Below are 15,795 nucleotides of genomic sequence, written 5' to 3' on the forward strand. Positions count from 1 at the left end.
CGTGCAGCTACATTCGTCGTTGTGACGAGCTACAGTGATATTGCGGCGGAGCGCATCCGCGAGGTTCGCCGCAAACGAGGACTGACGGCCGCCGAGTTGGCGCAACGCTGCGCGGACATCGGGGCGCCAGAGATCACGGCCCAGTCGGTGTCGAACATCGAGACCGGCCGCCGCGACAAGGACGGCAGGCGCCGGCGCTTCGTGACCGTTGACGAGCTGGTGGCGCTCGCCGTGGCCCTGGAGGTGGCGCCGGTTCACCTGCTGAGCAGGCCCATGCCTCCTGAAGATCTGCCATTCCCGGCCGCATGGAAGGGCGACCCGAACGCGGAAGGGCTGGCGCTGGTCTGGCGCAACTTCATCAAGGGCGAGCAGGCGTTGCCGGGCATGGACGCCCGCAGCTACATGACCGAGGCACCGGAAGAGGACTTCACGCGGCTGGCCCTGAAGCTGGCCGAGGAGAGGGGGCAGGGTGGCAAGGGTCTGGATTGAGGATCGGCAGAACCACGCCGACTACCGCGAGGCACTGGAGAACTGGCATGCGGCCAAGCGTGAGGGGTCCAAGAGGAAGCCGCCCGGCCGCTGGCGCGTTCGCTGGTACGGCCCCGACGGGAAGCCAAAGGCCAGAACGTTCGGGAAGCTGCCACAGGCCGAGGCAGAGAAGGACGCCGTCACGGCGCGGCTCGACAAGGGCTCGTACCGGGACCCCAAGTCGGGCAAGGCGGCCGTGAAGGTGGTCGCCGAGGAGTGGTTCGCGTCGAAGCGGAAGATCGGCCGCACCACGAAGCGCGACTACCGAGACCTGCTCGACAACTACGTGATCCCCAAGTGGGGTGACTGGCAGGTTGCGGCCGTCCAGTGGGAGGACGTCGACGCCTGGCTGACCGAGCTGGAGACCGGGCCCGGGAAGTCCGGCCGGCCGATCGGCGCGGCCCGCATCATCAAGGCCTACCGCGTGCTCGCCATGGTCATGAAACACGCGGTGTTCTCCAAGCGTGTCTCGCTGAGCCCGTGCCACGACCACGAGCTGCCGCGGCCCGACGACGAGGACGAGCACGTCTACCTCACCTACGACCAGCTGGAGCAGCTGGCCGAGGCCGCGGGCCCGTATCGCCTGCTGATCCTCACCCTGGGGTACTGCGGCATTCGGTGGGCGGAGGCCTCCGCGGTGAAGGTGGGCCGCCTCCAGGCCGAGCAGCGCCGCATGCGGATCGTGCAGAACTACACCGACGTCTCCGGGCACCTGGAGCTCGGCCCGGTGAAGAACCACGAGAAGCGGTCGGTGCCCCTACCTCGATCGTTCGCGGACGAGCTCGGCGAACTGGGCACTGGCCGGAAGGCTGACGCGCTGCTGTTCACCGCTCCCGAGGGCGGCCCGCTGCGCTACGCCAACTTCCGCTCGCGGGTGTTCGACCCCGCGGTGAAGGCCGCTGGTCTGGACGGCATGGGAATCACGCCGCACAAGCTGCGGCACACGGCGGCCTCGCTCGCCATCGCGGCCGGCGCCGACGTGAAGGTCGTGCAGACGATGCTCGGGCACAAGGACGCGTCCATGACGCTGAACATCTACGGCCACCTGTTCCCGGACCGGCTCGACGAGGTGGCAGACGCCCTCGACATCGGGCGGGGTGTCGCACTGGCCAAGCTGCGTGCGTCCCTCACGGAAGCCGCGTGATCGAAACCATGCGTACAAAATGCGTACTGCCCGCCCGGGACCCTCCCCGAACGGGCAGTCAGAAAACGGCCTGTGACCTGCCGTTTCATCGTGGAGCCGCCTTCGGGATTCGAACCCGAGACCTACGCATTACGAGTGCGTTGCTCTGGCCATCTGAGCTAAGGCGGCGCGCCGTCCGCACTATGGTGCGATCAGCAACGCCGGTAAGTCTACACAGTTTCGGAGGGTGCTCCGTACCGGCCCCGGAGGGGTGCGTTCCGGGGCCGGTCGAGGCGGCTACGAGCAGCGCTTGCCCCGCGCCGGAGGGGTCCCCCGGAGGAGATACGCGTCGATCGTGGAGTCGACGCAGACACTGCCCCGACCGTAGGCGGTGTGCCCGTCGCCCTCGTAGCTGAGGAGGCGGGAGGAGGAGAGCTGGGTGGCCAGGGCGCGGGCCCAGCGGTACGGGGTGGCCGGGTCGCGGGTGGTGCCGACGACCACGATCGGGGCGGCGCCCTTCGCGGTGATGCGGTGCGGTTCACCCGTCGCCCTCACCGGCCAGTACGTGCAGTTCAGCGAGGCCCAGGCGAGGCCCTCGCCGAAGACGGGGGACGCCTTCTCGAACTCCGGCAGCGCCTCCCGCACCTGGTCCGGTGAACCGAACGCCGCGGGCAGGTCCAGGCAGTTCACCGCCGCGTTGGCGAACATCAGGTTCGAGTAGCGGGCGTCGGCGTCCCGCTCGTAGTAGCTGTCGGAGAGGACCAGCAGCCCCGCCCCGTCGTTCTCCCGCATCGCCGAGGTCAGCGCCTCGCGCAGCTGCGCCCAGGCGCCCTCGTCGTACATCGCCGCGATGACCCCGGTGGTGGCCAGGGACTCACCGAGCTTGCGGCCGTCCACATCACCGGTGGGGATCGGCCGGGCGTCGAGCTTCTCGAAGAACGCCTTGAGGTTCCTGCCGACCTCACCCGCCTTCCTTCCCAGCGGACAGTCCGACTGCTGCACACAGTCCCGCGCGAAGGACTGGAACGCCGTCTCGAACCCCGCCGTCTGGTCAAGGTTCAAACGCCGCGCGGGCAGGGACGGGTCCATCGCGCCGTCCAGGACCAGCCGGCCCACCCGGTCCGGGAAGAGGCCCGCGTACGTCGCCCCCAGAAAGGTGCCGTACGACGCCCCGACATACGTCAGCTTCGCGTCGCCCAGCGCCGCCCGCAGGATGTCCATGTCCCGCGCCGCCTCGACGGTGGACACATGCCGCAGCAGCTCGGGCGAGTCGGCACCGCACCCCTCCGCGAACTTCCGGTACGCGGCGACGAGTTCCTCGGTCTCCTTCTCGTCGTCGGGTGTCGTGTCGGTCTGCGTGTACGCGTCCATGTCGCGCCCGTCCAGGCACTCGACGGGCTCGCTGCGGGCGACGCCGCGCGGGTCGACCGCGACCATGTCGTACCGGGCACGGACCTCGGCGGGGTAGCCGATCCCGGCGTACGCCTGGAGGTAGCCGACCGCCGAGCCGCCCGGCCCGCCCGGGTTCACCAGCAGCGAGCCGAGCGCCTTGCCGGAGCCGGTCGCCTTCTTGCGGGCCACGGCGAGGCGTACGTCACCCTCACCCGGCTTGTCGTAGTCGAGCGGTGCCTTCATCGTGGCGCACTGGAAACCGGGCACCCCGCAGCTGCGCCAGCTCAGCCGCTGTCCGTAGTACGACGAGAGGGCGGCCGGTGTGGCCTTCGGCAGCGCGGCCAGCGCCGCCGCCTCCGCGGCCGAGCCGGCGGAACCGCTCCCCGCGGAGCAGGCGGACACGACCAGCGCGGCGACGGCGAGAAGGGCACCGCCGGTGCGTGAACGCCGGTGACGAGGCGGGTCGATCGGGTGTTGTGCCGGGCGGGGGCTGCGCCTGATGTACATCAGACGAGCGTAACTCTGCGCAGCGGATCAGTCGCTGTCCGTGCCGCGTGCGGCTCGTACGAGGTACCTGGTCAACCTCCTGTTGATCGGGAAAGTGCCGAGGGGCGGTGGCTCAGCCCGCTCTGAGCGCCATCGTCATCGCCTCCACGGCGAGCAGCGGCGCCACATTGCGGTCGAGGGCGTCGCGGCAGGCGGCGATCGCCTCGATCCGGCGCAGCGTCGACTCCGGGGAGCTGCCGCGGGCCAGGCGCTCCAGAGCGTCCTGGGCGTCCTCATTGGCGATCGCCACCCGGGAGCCGAGCTGGAGGGCGAGGACATCGCGGTAGAAGCCGGTGAGGTCGGTCAGGGCGAGGTCGAGGCTGTCGCGCTGGGTACGGGTCCGGCGCCGCTTCTGCTTGTCCTCCAGGTCCTTCATCACCCCCGCCGTGCCCCGCGGCATCCGTCCGCCCTGGGACGCGCCCATGGCCGCCTTCAGCTCGTCGGTCTCCTTGCCGTCCATCTCCTCCCCGAGCAGTTTGGCGTCCTCGGCGGCCGCGTCCACGAGCTCCTGGGCGGCCTTGAGGCAGCCGCCGATGTCCTCGACACGGAGCGGCAGCTTGAGGACGGCGGCCCTGCGCTCCCGCGCGGCGGGGTCGGTGGCCAGCCGCCGGGCCCGGTCGACATGCCCCTGCGTGGCCCGTGCGACGACCGCGGCCACGTCGGGCTCGATGCCTTCCCGTCGTACGAGAAGGTCGGCGACCGCCTGGACGGAGGGCGTCCGCAGATTGAGGTGCCGGCAGCGGGAGCGGATGGTGGGCAGGACGTCCTCGATGGACGGGGCGCACAGCAGCCAGACGGTACGGGGGGCGGGCTCCTCGACGGCCTTCAGGACCGCGTTGGCCGACTTCTCGTTCAGCCGCTCGGCGTCCTCGACGAGGATCACCTGCCAGCGGCCGGTCGCCGGAGAGGTGTACGACTTGCGGACGGTGTCCCGCATGTCGTCGGCGAGGATCTGTGTACCGACGGCGGCGACGGTGGTGACGTCCGCGTGCGTGCCGATGAGCGCCGTATGACATCCGTCGCAGAACCCGCACCCGGGGATCCCGCCGAGCGCGCGGTCGGGGCTCACGCACTGCAGCGCGGCGGCGAAGGCCCGCGCGGTCCGGGTCCGGCCGGCCCCGGGCGGACCGGTGAACAGCCACGCGTGCGTCATCTTCGACGCCTCGGGCGGCGGGGCGCCGGTGGTGGCCGCGGTGACGAGCGCGTCGGCGTCCCGAGCGGCGGCTCCGAGCTGCTCGCTCACCTTCTCCTGGCCGACGAGGTCGTCCCAGACGGTCATGGGTGGTGCCGCCCTTTCGTCACGGTGGGGGGTGCGGGGTCCATTGTGCGGGGTGGCACTGACAACGGGCCGCCGTCGCGGGAACCGGCCGAGCGCCCGGCCTCAGCCCCGGCGTCCCCGGCCCCGGCGCCCGCTCCCGTCACCGAACTCGTCACCGTCACGCGGGCCCAGCAGCTCGTCCGCCAGCGACGGCAGGTCGTCCAGCGGTGTCTCCTCGGCCCAGTCGGACCGGGCCCGCCGCCGGGGCGCCCCCGTCTCGTCGACCTGAGGCATCTCCCGCGTACGGTCCTCGGTCCCGTCCGGCCCCGCCTGGTCCTCCCGGAAGAACCCCGGCGGCACCCGGTCCGCGGGAGTCTCGCCCGGCACCGGCGGCAGCACCGCGGTCTCGTCCGCATCCCGCACCGGCGGCAGCACGGCCGTCTCGTCAGCCGCACCCGGCACCACGGGAGGCAGCACAGCCGTCTCGTCCGCGGCCCCGGCCGGCGGCTTGGGCAGCTCGGCCGTCACCTCGTTGTCGGCGGCCCCTTCCGGCTTCTCGTCCCGCACCGGCCGCAGCACGGCCGTCTCCTCCAGCGGCCCGCCCGACGCGTTCGTCGGTGTCACCACCGGAGTGGGCACGGTCGCCGCCTCCGGAGGGGCGACCGCGGGCGGCGGCTTCTTCGGCCCGGCCTCCGCGGCCGCCGTGGCCTGCTCGGCGAGCCGTCGCGCCTCCTCGGCGCGCAGCAGCGCCTCCTCGGCCTTCCGCTGCTTCTCCACGCGCCGCGCCTCGGCCTCGGCCCGCAGCCGTGCCTCTTCCTCGGCCTGCTTGCGACGCCGGTCCTCCTCGGCCTTGCGCCGCGCTTCCTCCTCGGCCCGCGCCTTCTCCTCGGCGAGGAGCCGAACCCGCTCCTCCTCGGCCCGCTTGCGCGCTTCCTCGGCCCGCAACCGGGCCTCCTCCGCCTGCCGTTCGGCCTCGCGGCGCTGCGCCTCCTCCAGCTCGCGCCGCTTGCGCTCCTCCTCCTCGGCGCGCAGCCGCTCCAGCTGCTCCTGGCGCTCACGCTCCAGGCGCTCCTCCTCGGCCTTGCGCGCGGCCTCTTCCTCGGCCTTGCGGCGCGCTTCCTCCTCGGCCTTGCGCCGGGCCTCCTCCTGCTCGCGGATCTCCTGCTCGGAGAGCGGCAGGAGCTGGTCGAGCCGGTGGCGTACGACGGTCGTGACGGCCTCGGGCTCCTGGCCCGCGTCGACGACGAGATAGCGCCCGGGGTCGGCGGCGGCCAGCGTCAGGAACCCGGACCGCACGCGTGCGTGGAACTCCGCCGGCTCCGACTCCAGCCGGTCCGGCGCCTCGGTGAACCGCTCACGGGCGATCTCCGGGGACACGTCGAGGAGCACGGTCAGGTTCGGCACCAGTCCGTCGGTCGCCCAGCGGTTGATGCGGGCGATCTCCGTCGGCGACAGGTCGCGGCCCGCCCCCTGGTAGGCGACGGACGAGTCGATGTACCGGTCCGAGATCACGACCGCGCCCCGCTCCAGCGCGGGCCGCACCACGGTGTCCACGTGCTCCGCGCGGTCCGCCGCGTACAGCAGCGCCTCCGCGCGGTGCGAGAGTCCGGCGCTGGACACGTCGAGCAGGATCGACCGCAGCCGCTTGCCGACCGGTGTCGCCCCCGGCTCGCGCGTCACCACGACCTCGTGGCCCTTGGCCCTTATCCACTCGGCGAGCGCCTCGGCCTGGGTGGACTTCCCGGCCCCGTCGCCGCCCTCCAGGGCGATGAAGAAACCGTTCGCGGCGGGCGCCGTCACCGGGTCGTCGCCGCCCAGCAGCGCGTCCCGCAGGTCCTGCCGCAGCGGCACACCGGACCGGTCGTCGACCTTGGCCAGCACCAGCGCGGCCACCGGCAGCAGCAGCGCGCCGACCAGCATCAGCGTGAACGCGGCACCGCCGTGCGCGAACACGAACTTGCCGCTCTCCAGCCGGTGCGGCCCGATCAGCGCGGCCACCAGCGGGGCGATCACCGCGCCGAGCGCCACGAAGACCCGTACGACCGCGTGCAGATGCTCGGTCGTGCGCCCGCGCCGGTAGTCCTCGGCCTCCTGGTCGAGGAGCGTGTGCCCGGTGTTGGCGGCCACGCCCGCACCGACGCCGGCCAGCGCGACGATCAGGATCACCGTCGTCACATCCGGGACGAGGCCCGCGGCCAGCAGCGCGACGCCGGTGAAGGCGATCGCCAGCGCGAGCAGCCGGCGCCGCGAGAGCGAGACCAGCACCTTGGGAGCCGTACGGATGCCGACGACGACCCCGCCGGTCAGTGCCAGGACCAGCAGGCCGTACGTCACCGGGCCGCCGCCCAGGTCCTTGGCGTGCAGCACGGCCACGGCGACGGAGGCGGAGACCGCTCCGGCGACGGCCGCGGAGGCCAGCACCAGCAGCGGCAGCACACCGGTGCGGCCCTTGTCGACGCCGGTACCGGTCTTGGGCCGGCGCATGCCCTCCAGCGGCGAACGCGCGCGTGGCGTGCGGGTGTCGGGGAGCTCCAGGAAGGTCAGCACCGACAGGGACGCGGCGAACAGACCGGCCGCGACATACGAGGCGAGGGCCGCCTGGTGCTGGGCGAACCAGTCGATCCCGGCGCCCAGAAGGTTGTTGAGCAGCGAGGCGGTGACGAGCGCGGCGGCCGCGAGGGGGATCGCCACGAAGCCCGTACGCAGCGACAGGCGGCGCAGCGCGTCCATGTGGTCCGGCAGCGGCCGTACGGTCGCGCCCTCCGGCGGCGGGGCCGGCAGCAGGGCGGGCGCCGCGCTCTCGCGGCACACCGTCCAGAAGCGCTCGGCGACGCCGATCACGAAGGCCGTCACCAGGAGGACCGCCAGCGCGTTGTCCGGCGTCCAGTCGATCCACAGGGGCGCGACGATCAGCGCCAGCGTGCGTACGGCGTCCGCGCCGACCATCGTCCAGCGACGGTCGAGCGGTCCCTCCTGAGAGGTGAGCGACGTCAACGGGCCCAGGAGCACCGCCCCGAAGAGCAGCGTGGCCAGAATGCGCACCCCGAAGACGGTCGCCACTGCGAACGCCACGCCCCGGTAGCCGCCGCCGAAGGAGCCCTCGGCGATCGCCGCCTGGAGGGCCAGGACGACCAGCACCAGGAGGGCGAGAACGTCGCCGACACCCCCCACCAGCTGCGCGCTCCACAGCCTCCTGAGCTGCGGTCGGCGCAACAGGGCGCGCACGGCGCGCTCGCGGGAGTCCGCGGCAAGGGCGTCGTCGGGGGCCGGGTGGTGGGCCGTTGGCTGCTCGGCTCGCGTCATGCTTTCAGCCTATCGGGCAGCACCGACAGCCTGCGGCGCCCGTCCGAACGTGCGCACGCCCCGACACCAAACCGATGCCGGGGCGTTCGTTTTGCGAACCCGAGGTGAAGGTCCGCGGCGCGACTCAGTCTTCGGACGCGGCCTTCGAAGCCGCCGCCTTCTTGGCGGTGGTCTTCTTCGCCGTCGTCTTCTTGGCGGCCGTGGTCGTCTTCTTGGCCGCGGTCTTCTTGGCGGCCGTCGCCTTCTTGGCCGGGGCCTTCTTCGCGGGCGCCTTCTTCGCCGTCTTCTTGGCGGGCGCCTTCGCCCGCTTCTCGGCGAGCAGTTCGAAGCCGCGCTCCGGGGTGATCTCCTCGACGCTGTCGCCGGAGCGCAGGGTCGCGTTGGTCTCCCCGTCGGTCACATACGGGCCGAAGCGACCGTCCTTGACCACGACCGGCTTCTCGCTGACCGGGTCCGTGCCCAGCTCCTTCAGCGGCGGCTTGGCGGCGGCCCGGCCCCGCTGCTTGGGCTGGGAGTAGATCTCCAGCGCCTCTTCGAGGGTGATCGTGAAGAGCTGGTCCTCGGTCTGGAGCGAGCGCGAGTCCGTGCCCTTCTTCAGGTACGGCCCGTAGCGCCCGTTCTGCGCGGTGATCTCCTGGCCCTCGGCGTCGGCGCCGACGACCCGCGGCAGCGACATCAGCTTCAGGGCGTCGGCGAGCGTGACCGTGTCCAGCGACATCGACTTGAACAGCGAGGCCGTACGCGGCTTCACGGCGTTCTTGCCGGTCTTCGGGGTGCCCTCGGGGAGCACCTCGGTGACGTAGGGGCCGTAGCGGCCGTCCCGCGCGATGATCTGGTGGCCCGACTCCGGGTCGGCGCCGAGCTCGAAGTCACCGCTCGGCTTGGCGAGCAGCTCCTCCGCGAACTCGACGGACAGCTCGTCGGGAGCGAGGTCCTCCGGCACGTCCGCGCGCTGGTGGCCCTCGGAGTCCTTCTCGCCGCGCTCGATGTACGGGCCGTAGCGGCCGACCCGCAGCACGATGCCGTTGCCCACGGGGAACGACGACACCTCGCGCGCGTCGATCGCGCCCAGGTCGGTCACGAGCTCCTTGAGACCGCCGAGGTGGTCCCCGTCGCCGTTGCCGGCGACCGCCGCTCCGCCTTCGGTGCCCTCGCCGAAGTAGAACCGCTTCAGCCACGGCACGGACTGGGCCTCGCCCCGCGCGATGCGGTCGAGGTCGTCCTCCATCTTGGCGGTGAAGTCGTAGTCGACGAGCCGCCCGAAGTGCTTCTCCAGGAGGTTGACCACGGCGAAGGACAGGAAGGACGGGACGAGTGCCGTGCCCTTCTTGAAGACATAGCCGCGGTCGAGGATGGTGCCGATGATCGAGGCGTACGTCGACGGACGGCCGATCTCGCGCTCTTCGAGCTCCTTGACCAGGCTGGCCTCGGTGTAGCGGGCCGGGGGCTTGGTGGCGTGCCCGTCGACCGTGATCTCCTCGGCGCTGAGCCGGTCGCCCTCGCTGACCTGGGGCAGCCGGCGCTCGCGGTCGTCCAGCTCGGCGTTGGGGTCGTCCGCGCCCTCGACGTAGGCCTTGAGGAAGCCGTGGAAGGTGATCGTCTTGCCGGAGGCGCTGAACTCGACGTCGCGGCCGTCGGCGGCGGTGCCCGCGATCTTCACGGTCACGGAGTTGCCGACCGCGTCCTTCATCTGGGAGGCGACGGTCCGCTTCCAGATCAGCTCGTAGAGCTTGAACTGGTCGCCGGTCAGTCCGGTCTCGGCGGGCGTGCGGAAACGATCACCCGAGGGGCGGATCGCCTCGTGCGCCTCCTGCGCGTTCTTGACCTTCCCGGCGTACGTCCGCGGGGCGGACGGCAGGTAGTCGGCGCCGTACAGCTGGGTGACCTGCGCGCGGGCCGCGGCGACAGCGGTGTCGCTGAGCGTCGTGGAGTCCGTACGCATATAGGTGATGAAGCCGTTCTCGTACAGCTTCTGCGCGACCTGCATGGTCGCCTTCGCACCGAAGCCGAGCTTGCGCGAAGCCTCCTGCTGGAGCGTCGTCGTACGGAACGGGGCGTACGGCGAGCGGCGGTACGGCTTGGACTCGACGGAGCGGACGGCGAACTGGGTCTGCTCCAGGGCGGCGGCCAGCGCGCGGGCGTTGGCCTCGTCGAGGTGGAGCGTGTTGGCGCCCTTGATCTGGCCCAGGGAGTCGAAGTCACGGCCCTGCGCGACGCGCTTGCCGTCGACGCTCTGGAGGCGGGCGACGAGGGTCGAGGGGTCGCTCGAGTCCCCGGCGCGGCCGGTCGCGAAGGTGCCCGTCAGGTCCCAGTACTCGGCGGACCGGAACGCGATGCGCTCGCGCTCCCGCTCCACCACGAGCCGGGTGGCGACGGACTGGACACGGCCCGCGGACAGCCGGGGCATGACCTTCTTCCACAGGACCGGCGAGACCTCGTAGCCGTAGAGGCGGTCGAGGATACGGCGGGTCTCCTGGGCATCGACGAGCTTCTGGTTGAGCTCGCGCGGGTTGGCCACGGCGGCCTGGATCGCGGCCTTGGTGATCTCGTGGAAGACCATCCGCTTGACCGGGACCTTGGGCTTGAGCACTTCCTGGAGGTGCCACGCGATGGCCTCGCCCTCGCGGTCCTCATCGGTGGCGAGGAAGAGCTCGTCGGAGTCCTTAAGCAGGTCCTTGAGCTTCTTGACCTGAGCCCTCTTGTCGGCGTTGACGACATAGATCGGCTCGAAGTCGTGCTCGACGTCCACGCCGAGCCGGCGGACCTCGCCGGTGTACTTCTCCGGCACCTCCGCGGCGCCGTTGGGGAGGTCGCGGATGTGCCCGACGCTCGCCTCGACGACGTAACCAGGGCCGAGATAGCCCTTGATCGTCTTCGCCTTGGCAGGCGACTCGACGATGACGAGTCGGCGGCCGCCCTTTGCGGTCTCGCTGGTCGGGGACAACTTCGCTCTTCTCTCCGGTCGACGCTGGGGCCTCCCCAGGCGCCTTCATCCCGGGGTCGGGTCATGGTGACGCTGCGGAGTGTGACGGTACATCCCGCCCCCGTGTCAAACGGGAAAAGCCCGCAACGGCCACTCGAACGGTAACCCGACTACCGCCATTCCTGCCGCCCGGCGTACCCACCGGCTATTTCGAGCCTTACCGGAGGGAGACCTCCCAATTACCGGGACCTCGGCCTTTGCATGATCCTCAGATCCGGGTGAGGCACCATGCGCCGAGGCCCAGCGCCACCACCGCGGCGAGGCCGGCGAGGGTCGCCGATGCGACCGGGCTCACACCGTGCGCCACGGGTTCGCGCTGCCGCACCCGGGCCGCGGTCCACATCAGCAGCCCGCCTCCGAACAGGACGAACACCGCTCCCGCGAAGATCGCCGGTCCCGTCTCCATGACGCCCCTGCCCCCTTTTGCCCCGTCCGCGCGTGTCCAGCCCCGGGAGGTTGACACGCGCGGGCGGCGGGCGGGCGAACCTGAGGTGAACGCGGGACCGACGTCGCTGTGGACCGCCCCGGCACCCCCGCTCACGGCCCGGGCTCAGACCGATCCGGGCGCGGGTATCTTTCCGGTCGTCTTCGCGTTGTCGGTCCGCCCCACGGTGCACACGGCCTTCTTGAACCCCTGGTTCCAGTCGTCCTCGTCGGCCACCCAGCCGAACACGGCCCGCTCCGATCCCGGCGCCCAGGTCGACTCGAATTTGTTGCCGCAGAGCTTGGTCGCGTTGTCGGCGCCTTTCTCGTAGTTCATGCCGCCGGGCGCCTGGACCACGCCGATGACCTGGTCGGTGTGCGGTTTCACGCAATCGGTGAGCGGGGCGTTGTAGCCCTCGTCCCCCTCCTCGTAGATCCAGCAGTCCCCGACACTCATCTGACCGACCCACAGATCGGCGCCCTCGTCGCGGAACCGGCCCACTTCACCGCCTATCGCGGCATGGCGGCCGAGTACGAGACATGCCGTACCGCTGTTGGCCACCGTGAAGCCCTCCTTGGTCGGTACGACGGCGTAGCCGGCCGCGTCCGGCAGGGCGTCGACGACCGCGCGCGTCTGGTTCGCACAGCGCTCGGCGCCCTCTGCGGCCGCGTCCGCGGCGTCGGTGGCCGTGTCGATCGCCACCACCTGACCGTCGGGCCAGTCCTCGGAGCAGCTCACCTTGCCCAGGTTCGGCACCGACTTGAACGGCGCCCCCGACCAGACCGCCTGCACACAGTCGCCGGTCTCCAACGGCTCACTGAGCCCGACGACATCGCCGTAGGGCAGCACGGGCCCGGTCGGCGGTGCCGAGGACTTGGGCACGCTGGAGGTGGGCGGCTTCTTCGGGGTGGCGGTGTCGTCGCCGCCGTCGTCCCCGGTCAGCGAGACGGCCAGCCAGGTGCCGCCGGCGACGACGAGCACGGCGGCCACGACGAGCGCGACGATGGCGAGCCGCTTCTTCGAAGGCGAGGGCGGGGGCGGGGGCGTCGGTCCGCCGCCAGGGGCACCCGGCCCGCCCGCGCCCCAGCCGGCGCCGTAGGTGCCGCCCGCGTACGGCGGCGGGGTGGGGCTGCCCTGGTAGGGCGTCGGGCCGCCTCCGGTGTACGGGCCGTAGGGCGAAGCGCCGCCACTGCCCACGGAGGGCGACTGCGCCCCGCCGCTCGCGTAGGGGCCTTGCGCGTAGGGATTGCCGGCGTCGGGGGACTGCTGCGCCGCGGAGGGCTGCCGCCACGGGTCGTACTGCGAAGGAGGCGCCCCACCAGGCGTGGCCGGACCGCCACCACCCGGACCGCCGCCGCCTGGGCCGGGTCCGAACCCCGCGGATCCCGGAGTCACCGCCCCCGCCGCGCCGCCCACCCCCTGGGGTACGCCACCCGGCGTGTGCGGTGTCTGCGGAGTGCTCGGCGTCGGTGGCGCGCCCGGCGTCTGGGGTGTCGCCGCCCCGAACCCCTCGGGCGGCGGCCCGAATCCCGGCGTCGCACCGGCCGGAGCGGGCCACGCGGGCGAGGCCCCCTGCACCACCCGCTCCAGCCCCCGCGCCACCGTCTCCGGCGACGACCTGCGCACCGGGTCCTTCACAAGCAACCCCTGGAGCACCGGCGCCAGTTCACCGGCCCGCACCGCGGGCGTCGGCTCCTCTCCCAGCAGCGCCGTCAGCGTGGCGTAGTCACCGTGTCGGTCGAAGGGACCGCGGCCCTCCACGGCGGAGTACAGCGTCGCGCCGAGCGAGAACAGATCCGCGGCCGGTGTCGGCGGCTCTCCCCGCGCGCGTTCCGGAGCGAGGTAGCCCGGCGTCCCGAGGATGCCCGCCGTGGCGGTGAGGCGGGGTTCGCGGGACTCGGGTTGCAGGGCGATGCCGTAGTCGGTGAGCAGCACGCGTGCGTACGGGTCGCCCGAAGCGTCCGACGCCAGCAGGATGTTGGCCGGTTTCACATCCCTGTGGAGGATGCCGATCCGGTGCCCGGCGGTGAGCGCGTCGAGCACGGCGAGCCCGATGCGGGCCGCCTGGGCGGGCAGCAGCGGCCCTGAACGCCGTACGACCGCCTGGAGGTCGACCGCGTCCGGCACGTACTCCATGACGATCCACGGCAACCCCTCGTGGACCACCACGTCGTGCACGGTCGCCACATGGGGGTGGCCGCGCAGCCGCGCCGCGTGCCGGGCCTCGCTGCGGGCCCGCGCGATGCGCTGGGCGGGCTCGGTCGCGTCCATCGGCACATCCGGAAGCGCGATCTCCTTCATCGCGACTTCGCAGGCCAACTCCTCGTCGTACGCGAGCCAGACCCGGCCCATGCCGCCCGCGCCGAGCGACCGCAGCAGCCGGTACCGCCCGTTGATGACCCTGCCTTCGCCTTGATCCGGCGTATCCCCCGCCATCACGCCTCCCCCCGAGACCCGAGACAGCGCGCCTCCCCCGAGAACGCGTGCACTCTGTCTCTCGAAGGTAGCTTCGCACCTGCCACTGACAGGAGACCTTTTCAGGAGCAATCCCATCAGATCGGGCACATGGGCCTCAGGGGTACCTGCCCGCCCCAGCCGTCACACGGATCGAGCCGCGCGCCGGGCCGAGAAGCCGTACCTGATCACGCGTCACACCGCGTCGAGCGCACCGCCGGGTCAGGCCTCACACCGGCTCCAGGAACCCCTGCTCCACCAGCAGCCGGATCTGCGCCGGCGTACGGTCGCGCAGCAACACCGGGTCCTCGCCCACCAGTTGCGCGATCGCGTCCAGGATCCGTCCCGCGCTCAGCGAGCCGTCGCACACCCCGGCGAAGCCCGCGCCGACGGTGTCCACCTTGGTGGCCCGGCGCATCCCGCGGTTCTGGCGCAGCACGACATGCTCGGGGTCCTCGGCGCCGGGCAGCCCGACCTGCTCCTGGACGATCTCGGAGGCGAGCCTGAAGTGGCCCTCCAGCAGGGCGGCGTCGTCGTGCGCCCGCAGGTAGTCGAGGCGCTGGAAGTGCGCCCTGACGGTGTCGCCGAGCGGCTGCTCGACGGGGTGCGGCCATTCCTCGGCGACGACCGAGGGCTCGGCCGCCGCCGTCTTCCGCAGGGTGATCCAGCCGAACCCGACAGACCTGACCTTGCGCGCCTCGAACTCGTCCAGCCAGGCGTCGTAGAGCGCCTGGTACTCGGCCGGGTCGCCCCGGTGGTCGCCGGCGTCCCTGAGCCACAGCTCGGCGTACTGCGTGACGTCCTGCACCTCGCGCTGCACGATCCACGCGTCGCACCCGCGCGGCACCCAGGAGCGCAGCCGGTCCTGCCAGTCCTCCCCCTCCACGTGCTGCCAGTTGGCGAGGAACTGCGCGAACCCGCCCTCGTTCAGGCGCTCCCCCGCCTGCTGAACGAGCGACCGGCACAGATCGTCCCCGCCCATCCCGCCGTCCCGGTACGTCAGCCGCGCACCCGGCGAGATCACGAACGGCGGGTTCGAGACGATCAGGTCGTACCTCTCGCCGTCCTTCACCGGCTCGAACAGCGAGCCCTCGCGCAGTTCGGCCGCCGGGGCGCCGGACAGCGCCAGCGTGAGCGCGGTGATGTGCAGCGCGCGCGGGTTGAGATCGGTCGCCGTCACGCGCGTGGCGTGCCGCGCGGCGTGCAGCGCCTGGATGCCGGAGCCGGTGCCGAGGTCGAGGGCGGCAGAGACGGGCCCGCGGACGGTGATGCCCGCCAGGGTCGTGGAGGCGCCGCCGACGCCCAGGACGACCCCCTCGGCGCGGCTCCCGATGCCTCCGGCCCCGCCGACGGCACACCCCAGGTCGGACACGATGAACCAGTCCTCGCCGTCGGGTCCGCCGTACGGCCGTACGTCGACGGTCGCGGCGACCTCGTCGGCGCCGGCGCGCACCAGCCACCCGCTCTCCAGACACGCCTCCACGGGCAGGACGCCGTCCACACGCGCGTGGGGCACCGGTTGCTGCAACAGGAAGAGCCGTACGAGCACCTCGAGCGGTGTGTCCCCGCGGGTCGCCCGCAGGGCGGGCACGGTCTCGCTGCGCGCGAGCGCCGCGTACGCGGGGGCACCGAGCAGCTCGAGCAGGCCGTCGGCGGTGAAGGAGGCGCCCAGAAGGGCGTCCCTCAGCCGCGCGGCGACGTCGGGGCGGTCGGCGGAGGGCAGGGAGGCAAGGCCGGCGTTACTCACCACCCCATTGTGAACCGGCGCCGCGGGCGATGCCTAC

At 72.2% G+C, this 15,795-nt stretch carries 9 protein-coding genes and 1 tRNA gene; 2 read left to right on the top strand and 8 right to left on the bottom strand.

All coding sequences use genetic code 11. The features are described 5' to 3' along the window. Positions 1–21 precede the first annotated feature (21 nt). Both ACFY0U_RS09575 and ACFY0U_RS09580 read left to right on the top strand, forming a co-directional pair. Positions 22–489 (top strand): helix-turn-helix domain-containing protein, encoded by a 468-nt coding sequence (locus tag ACFY0U_RS09575; protein ID WP_388632738.1) that lies wholly within the window; start codon positions 22–24, stop codon positions 487–489. Continuing rightward, a complete protein-coding gene (locus ACFY0U_RS09580; protein ID WP_388632741.1) occupies positions 470–1,672 on the top strand; it encodes a tyrosine-type recombinase/integrase in 1,203 nt (400 codons plus the stop codon). The genes ACFY0U_RS09575 and ACFY0U_RS09580 overlap by 20 nt, the downstream gene beginning before the upstream one ends. Positions 1,673–1,763: 91 nt before the next feature. Here ACFY0U_RS09580 and ACFY0U_RS09585 read toward each other — a convergent pair. The 8 genes from ACFY0U_RS09585 to ACFY0U_RS09620 all read right to left on the bottom strand — a co-directional run bounded on the left by ACFY0U_RS09585 (position 1,764) and on the right by ACFY0U_RS09620 (position 15,758). Then, positions 1,764–1,840, bottom strand: a tRNA-Thr gene (locus ACFY0U_RS09585). Between the two features lie 108 nt (positions 1,841–1,948). Then, positions 1,949–3,550 carry an alpha/beta hydrolase gene (locus tag ACFY0U_RS09590; RefSeq protein WP_388632743.1) on the bottom strand — a complete coding sequence of 534 codons (1,602 nt, stop codon included), beginning with the start codon at positions 3,548–3,550 and terminating at the stop codon, positions 1,949–1,951. A gap of 112 nt (positions 3,551–3,662) precedes the next feature. Next, positions 3,663–4,868 (bottom strand): DNA polymerase III subunit delta', encoded by a 1,206-nt coding sequence (locus ACFY0U_RS09595; RefSeq protein ID WP_388632745.1) that lies wholly within the window; start codon positions 4,866–4,868, stop codon positions 3,663–3,665. Between the two features lie 102 nt (positions 4,869–4,970). Further along, the gene (tmk, locus tag ACFY0U_RS09600) at positions 4,971–8,150 is read right to left on the bottom strand and encodes a dTMP kinase (RefSeq protein WP_388632748.1); all 3,180 of its coding nucleotides are present in this window, start codon (positions 8,148–8,150) and stop codon (positions 4,971–4,973) included. 124 nt (positions 8,151–8,274) lie between these two features. Continuing rightward, complete coding sequence (gene topA, locus ACFY0U_RS09605; RefSeq protein ID WP_388632751.1) at positions 8,275–11,094, bottom strand: type I DNA topoisomerase; 2,820 nt, start codon at positions 11,092–11,094, stop codon at positions 8,275–8,277. 247 nt (positions 11,095–11,341) lie between these two features. Continuing rightward, entirely contained in the window at positions 11,342–11,539 is a 198-nt protein-coding gene (locus tag ACFY0U_RS09610) for a hypothetical protein (protein WP_388632754.1), read from the bottom strand. A gap of 144 nt (positions 11,540–11,683) precedes the next feature. Then, positions 11,684–13,993, bottom strand: coding sequence for a serine/threonine-protein kinase (locus tag ACFY0U_RS09615; protein WP_388632757.1), 2,310 nt, complete (start codon positions 13,991–13,993; stop codon positions 11,684–11,686). 247 nt (positions 13,994–14,240) lie between these two features. Further along, positions 14,241–15,758: a methyltransferase gene (locus ACFY0U_RS09620; RefSeq protein ID WP_388632760.1), complete on the bottom strand. Its 1,518-nt coding sequence runs from the start codon at positions 15,756–15,758 to the stop codon at positions 14,241–14,243. Positions 15,759–15,795: the final 37 nt, after the last annotated feature.

The sequence above is a fragment of the Streptomyces sp. NPDC001536 genome (assembly GCF_042894505.1).
Lineage (GTDB): Bacteria > Actinomycetota > Actinomycetes > Streptomycetales > Streptomycetaceae > Streptomyces.

Excerpts from the sequence above, each read along its gene's own strand:
- ACFY0U_RS09595 (WP_388632745.1), bottom strand. The coding sequence starts at position 4,868 with ATGACCGTCTGGGACGACCTCGTCGGCCAGGAGAAGGTGAGCGAGCAG.
- tmk (WP_388632748.1), bottom strand. The coding sequence starts at position 8,150 with ATGACGCGAGCCGAGCAGCCAACGGCCCACCACCCGGCCCCCGACGAC.
- ACFY0U_RS09610 (WP_388632754.1), bottom strand. The coding sequence starts at position 11,539 with ATGGAGACGGGACCGGCGATCTTCGCGGGAGCGGTGTTCGTCCTGTTC.
- ACFY0U_RS09590 (WP_388632743.1), bottom strand. The coding sequence starts at position 3,550 with ATGTACATCAGGCGCAGCCCCCGCCCGGCACAACACCCGATCGACCCG.
- ACFY0U_RS09615 (WP_388632757.1), bottom strand. The coding sequence starts at position 13,993 with ATGGCGGGGGATACGCCGGATCAAGGCGAAGGCAGGGTCATCAACGGG.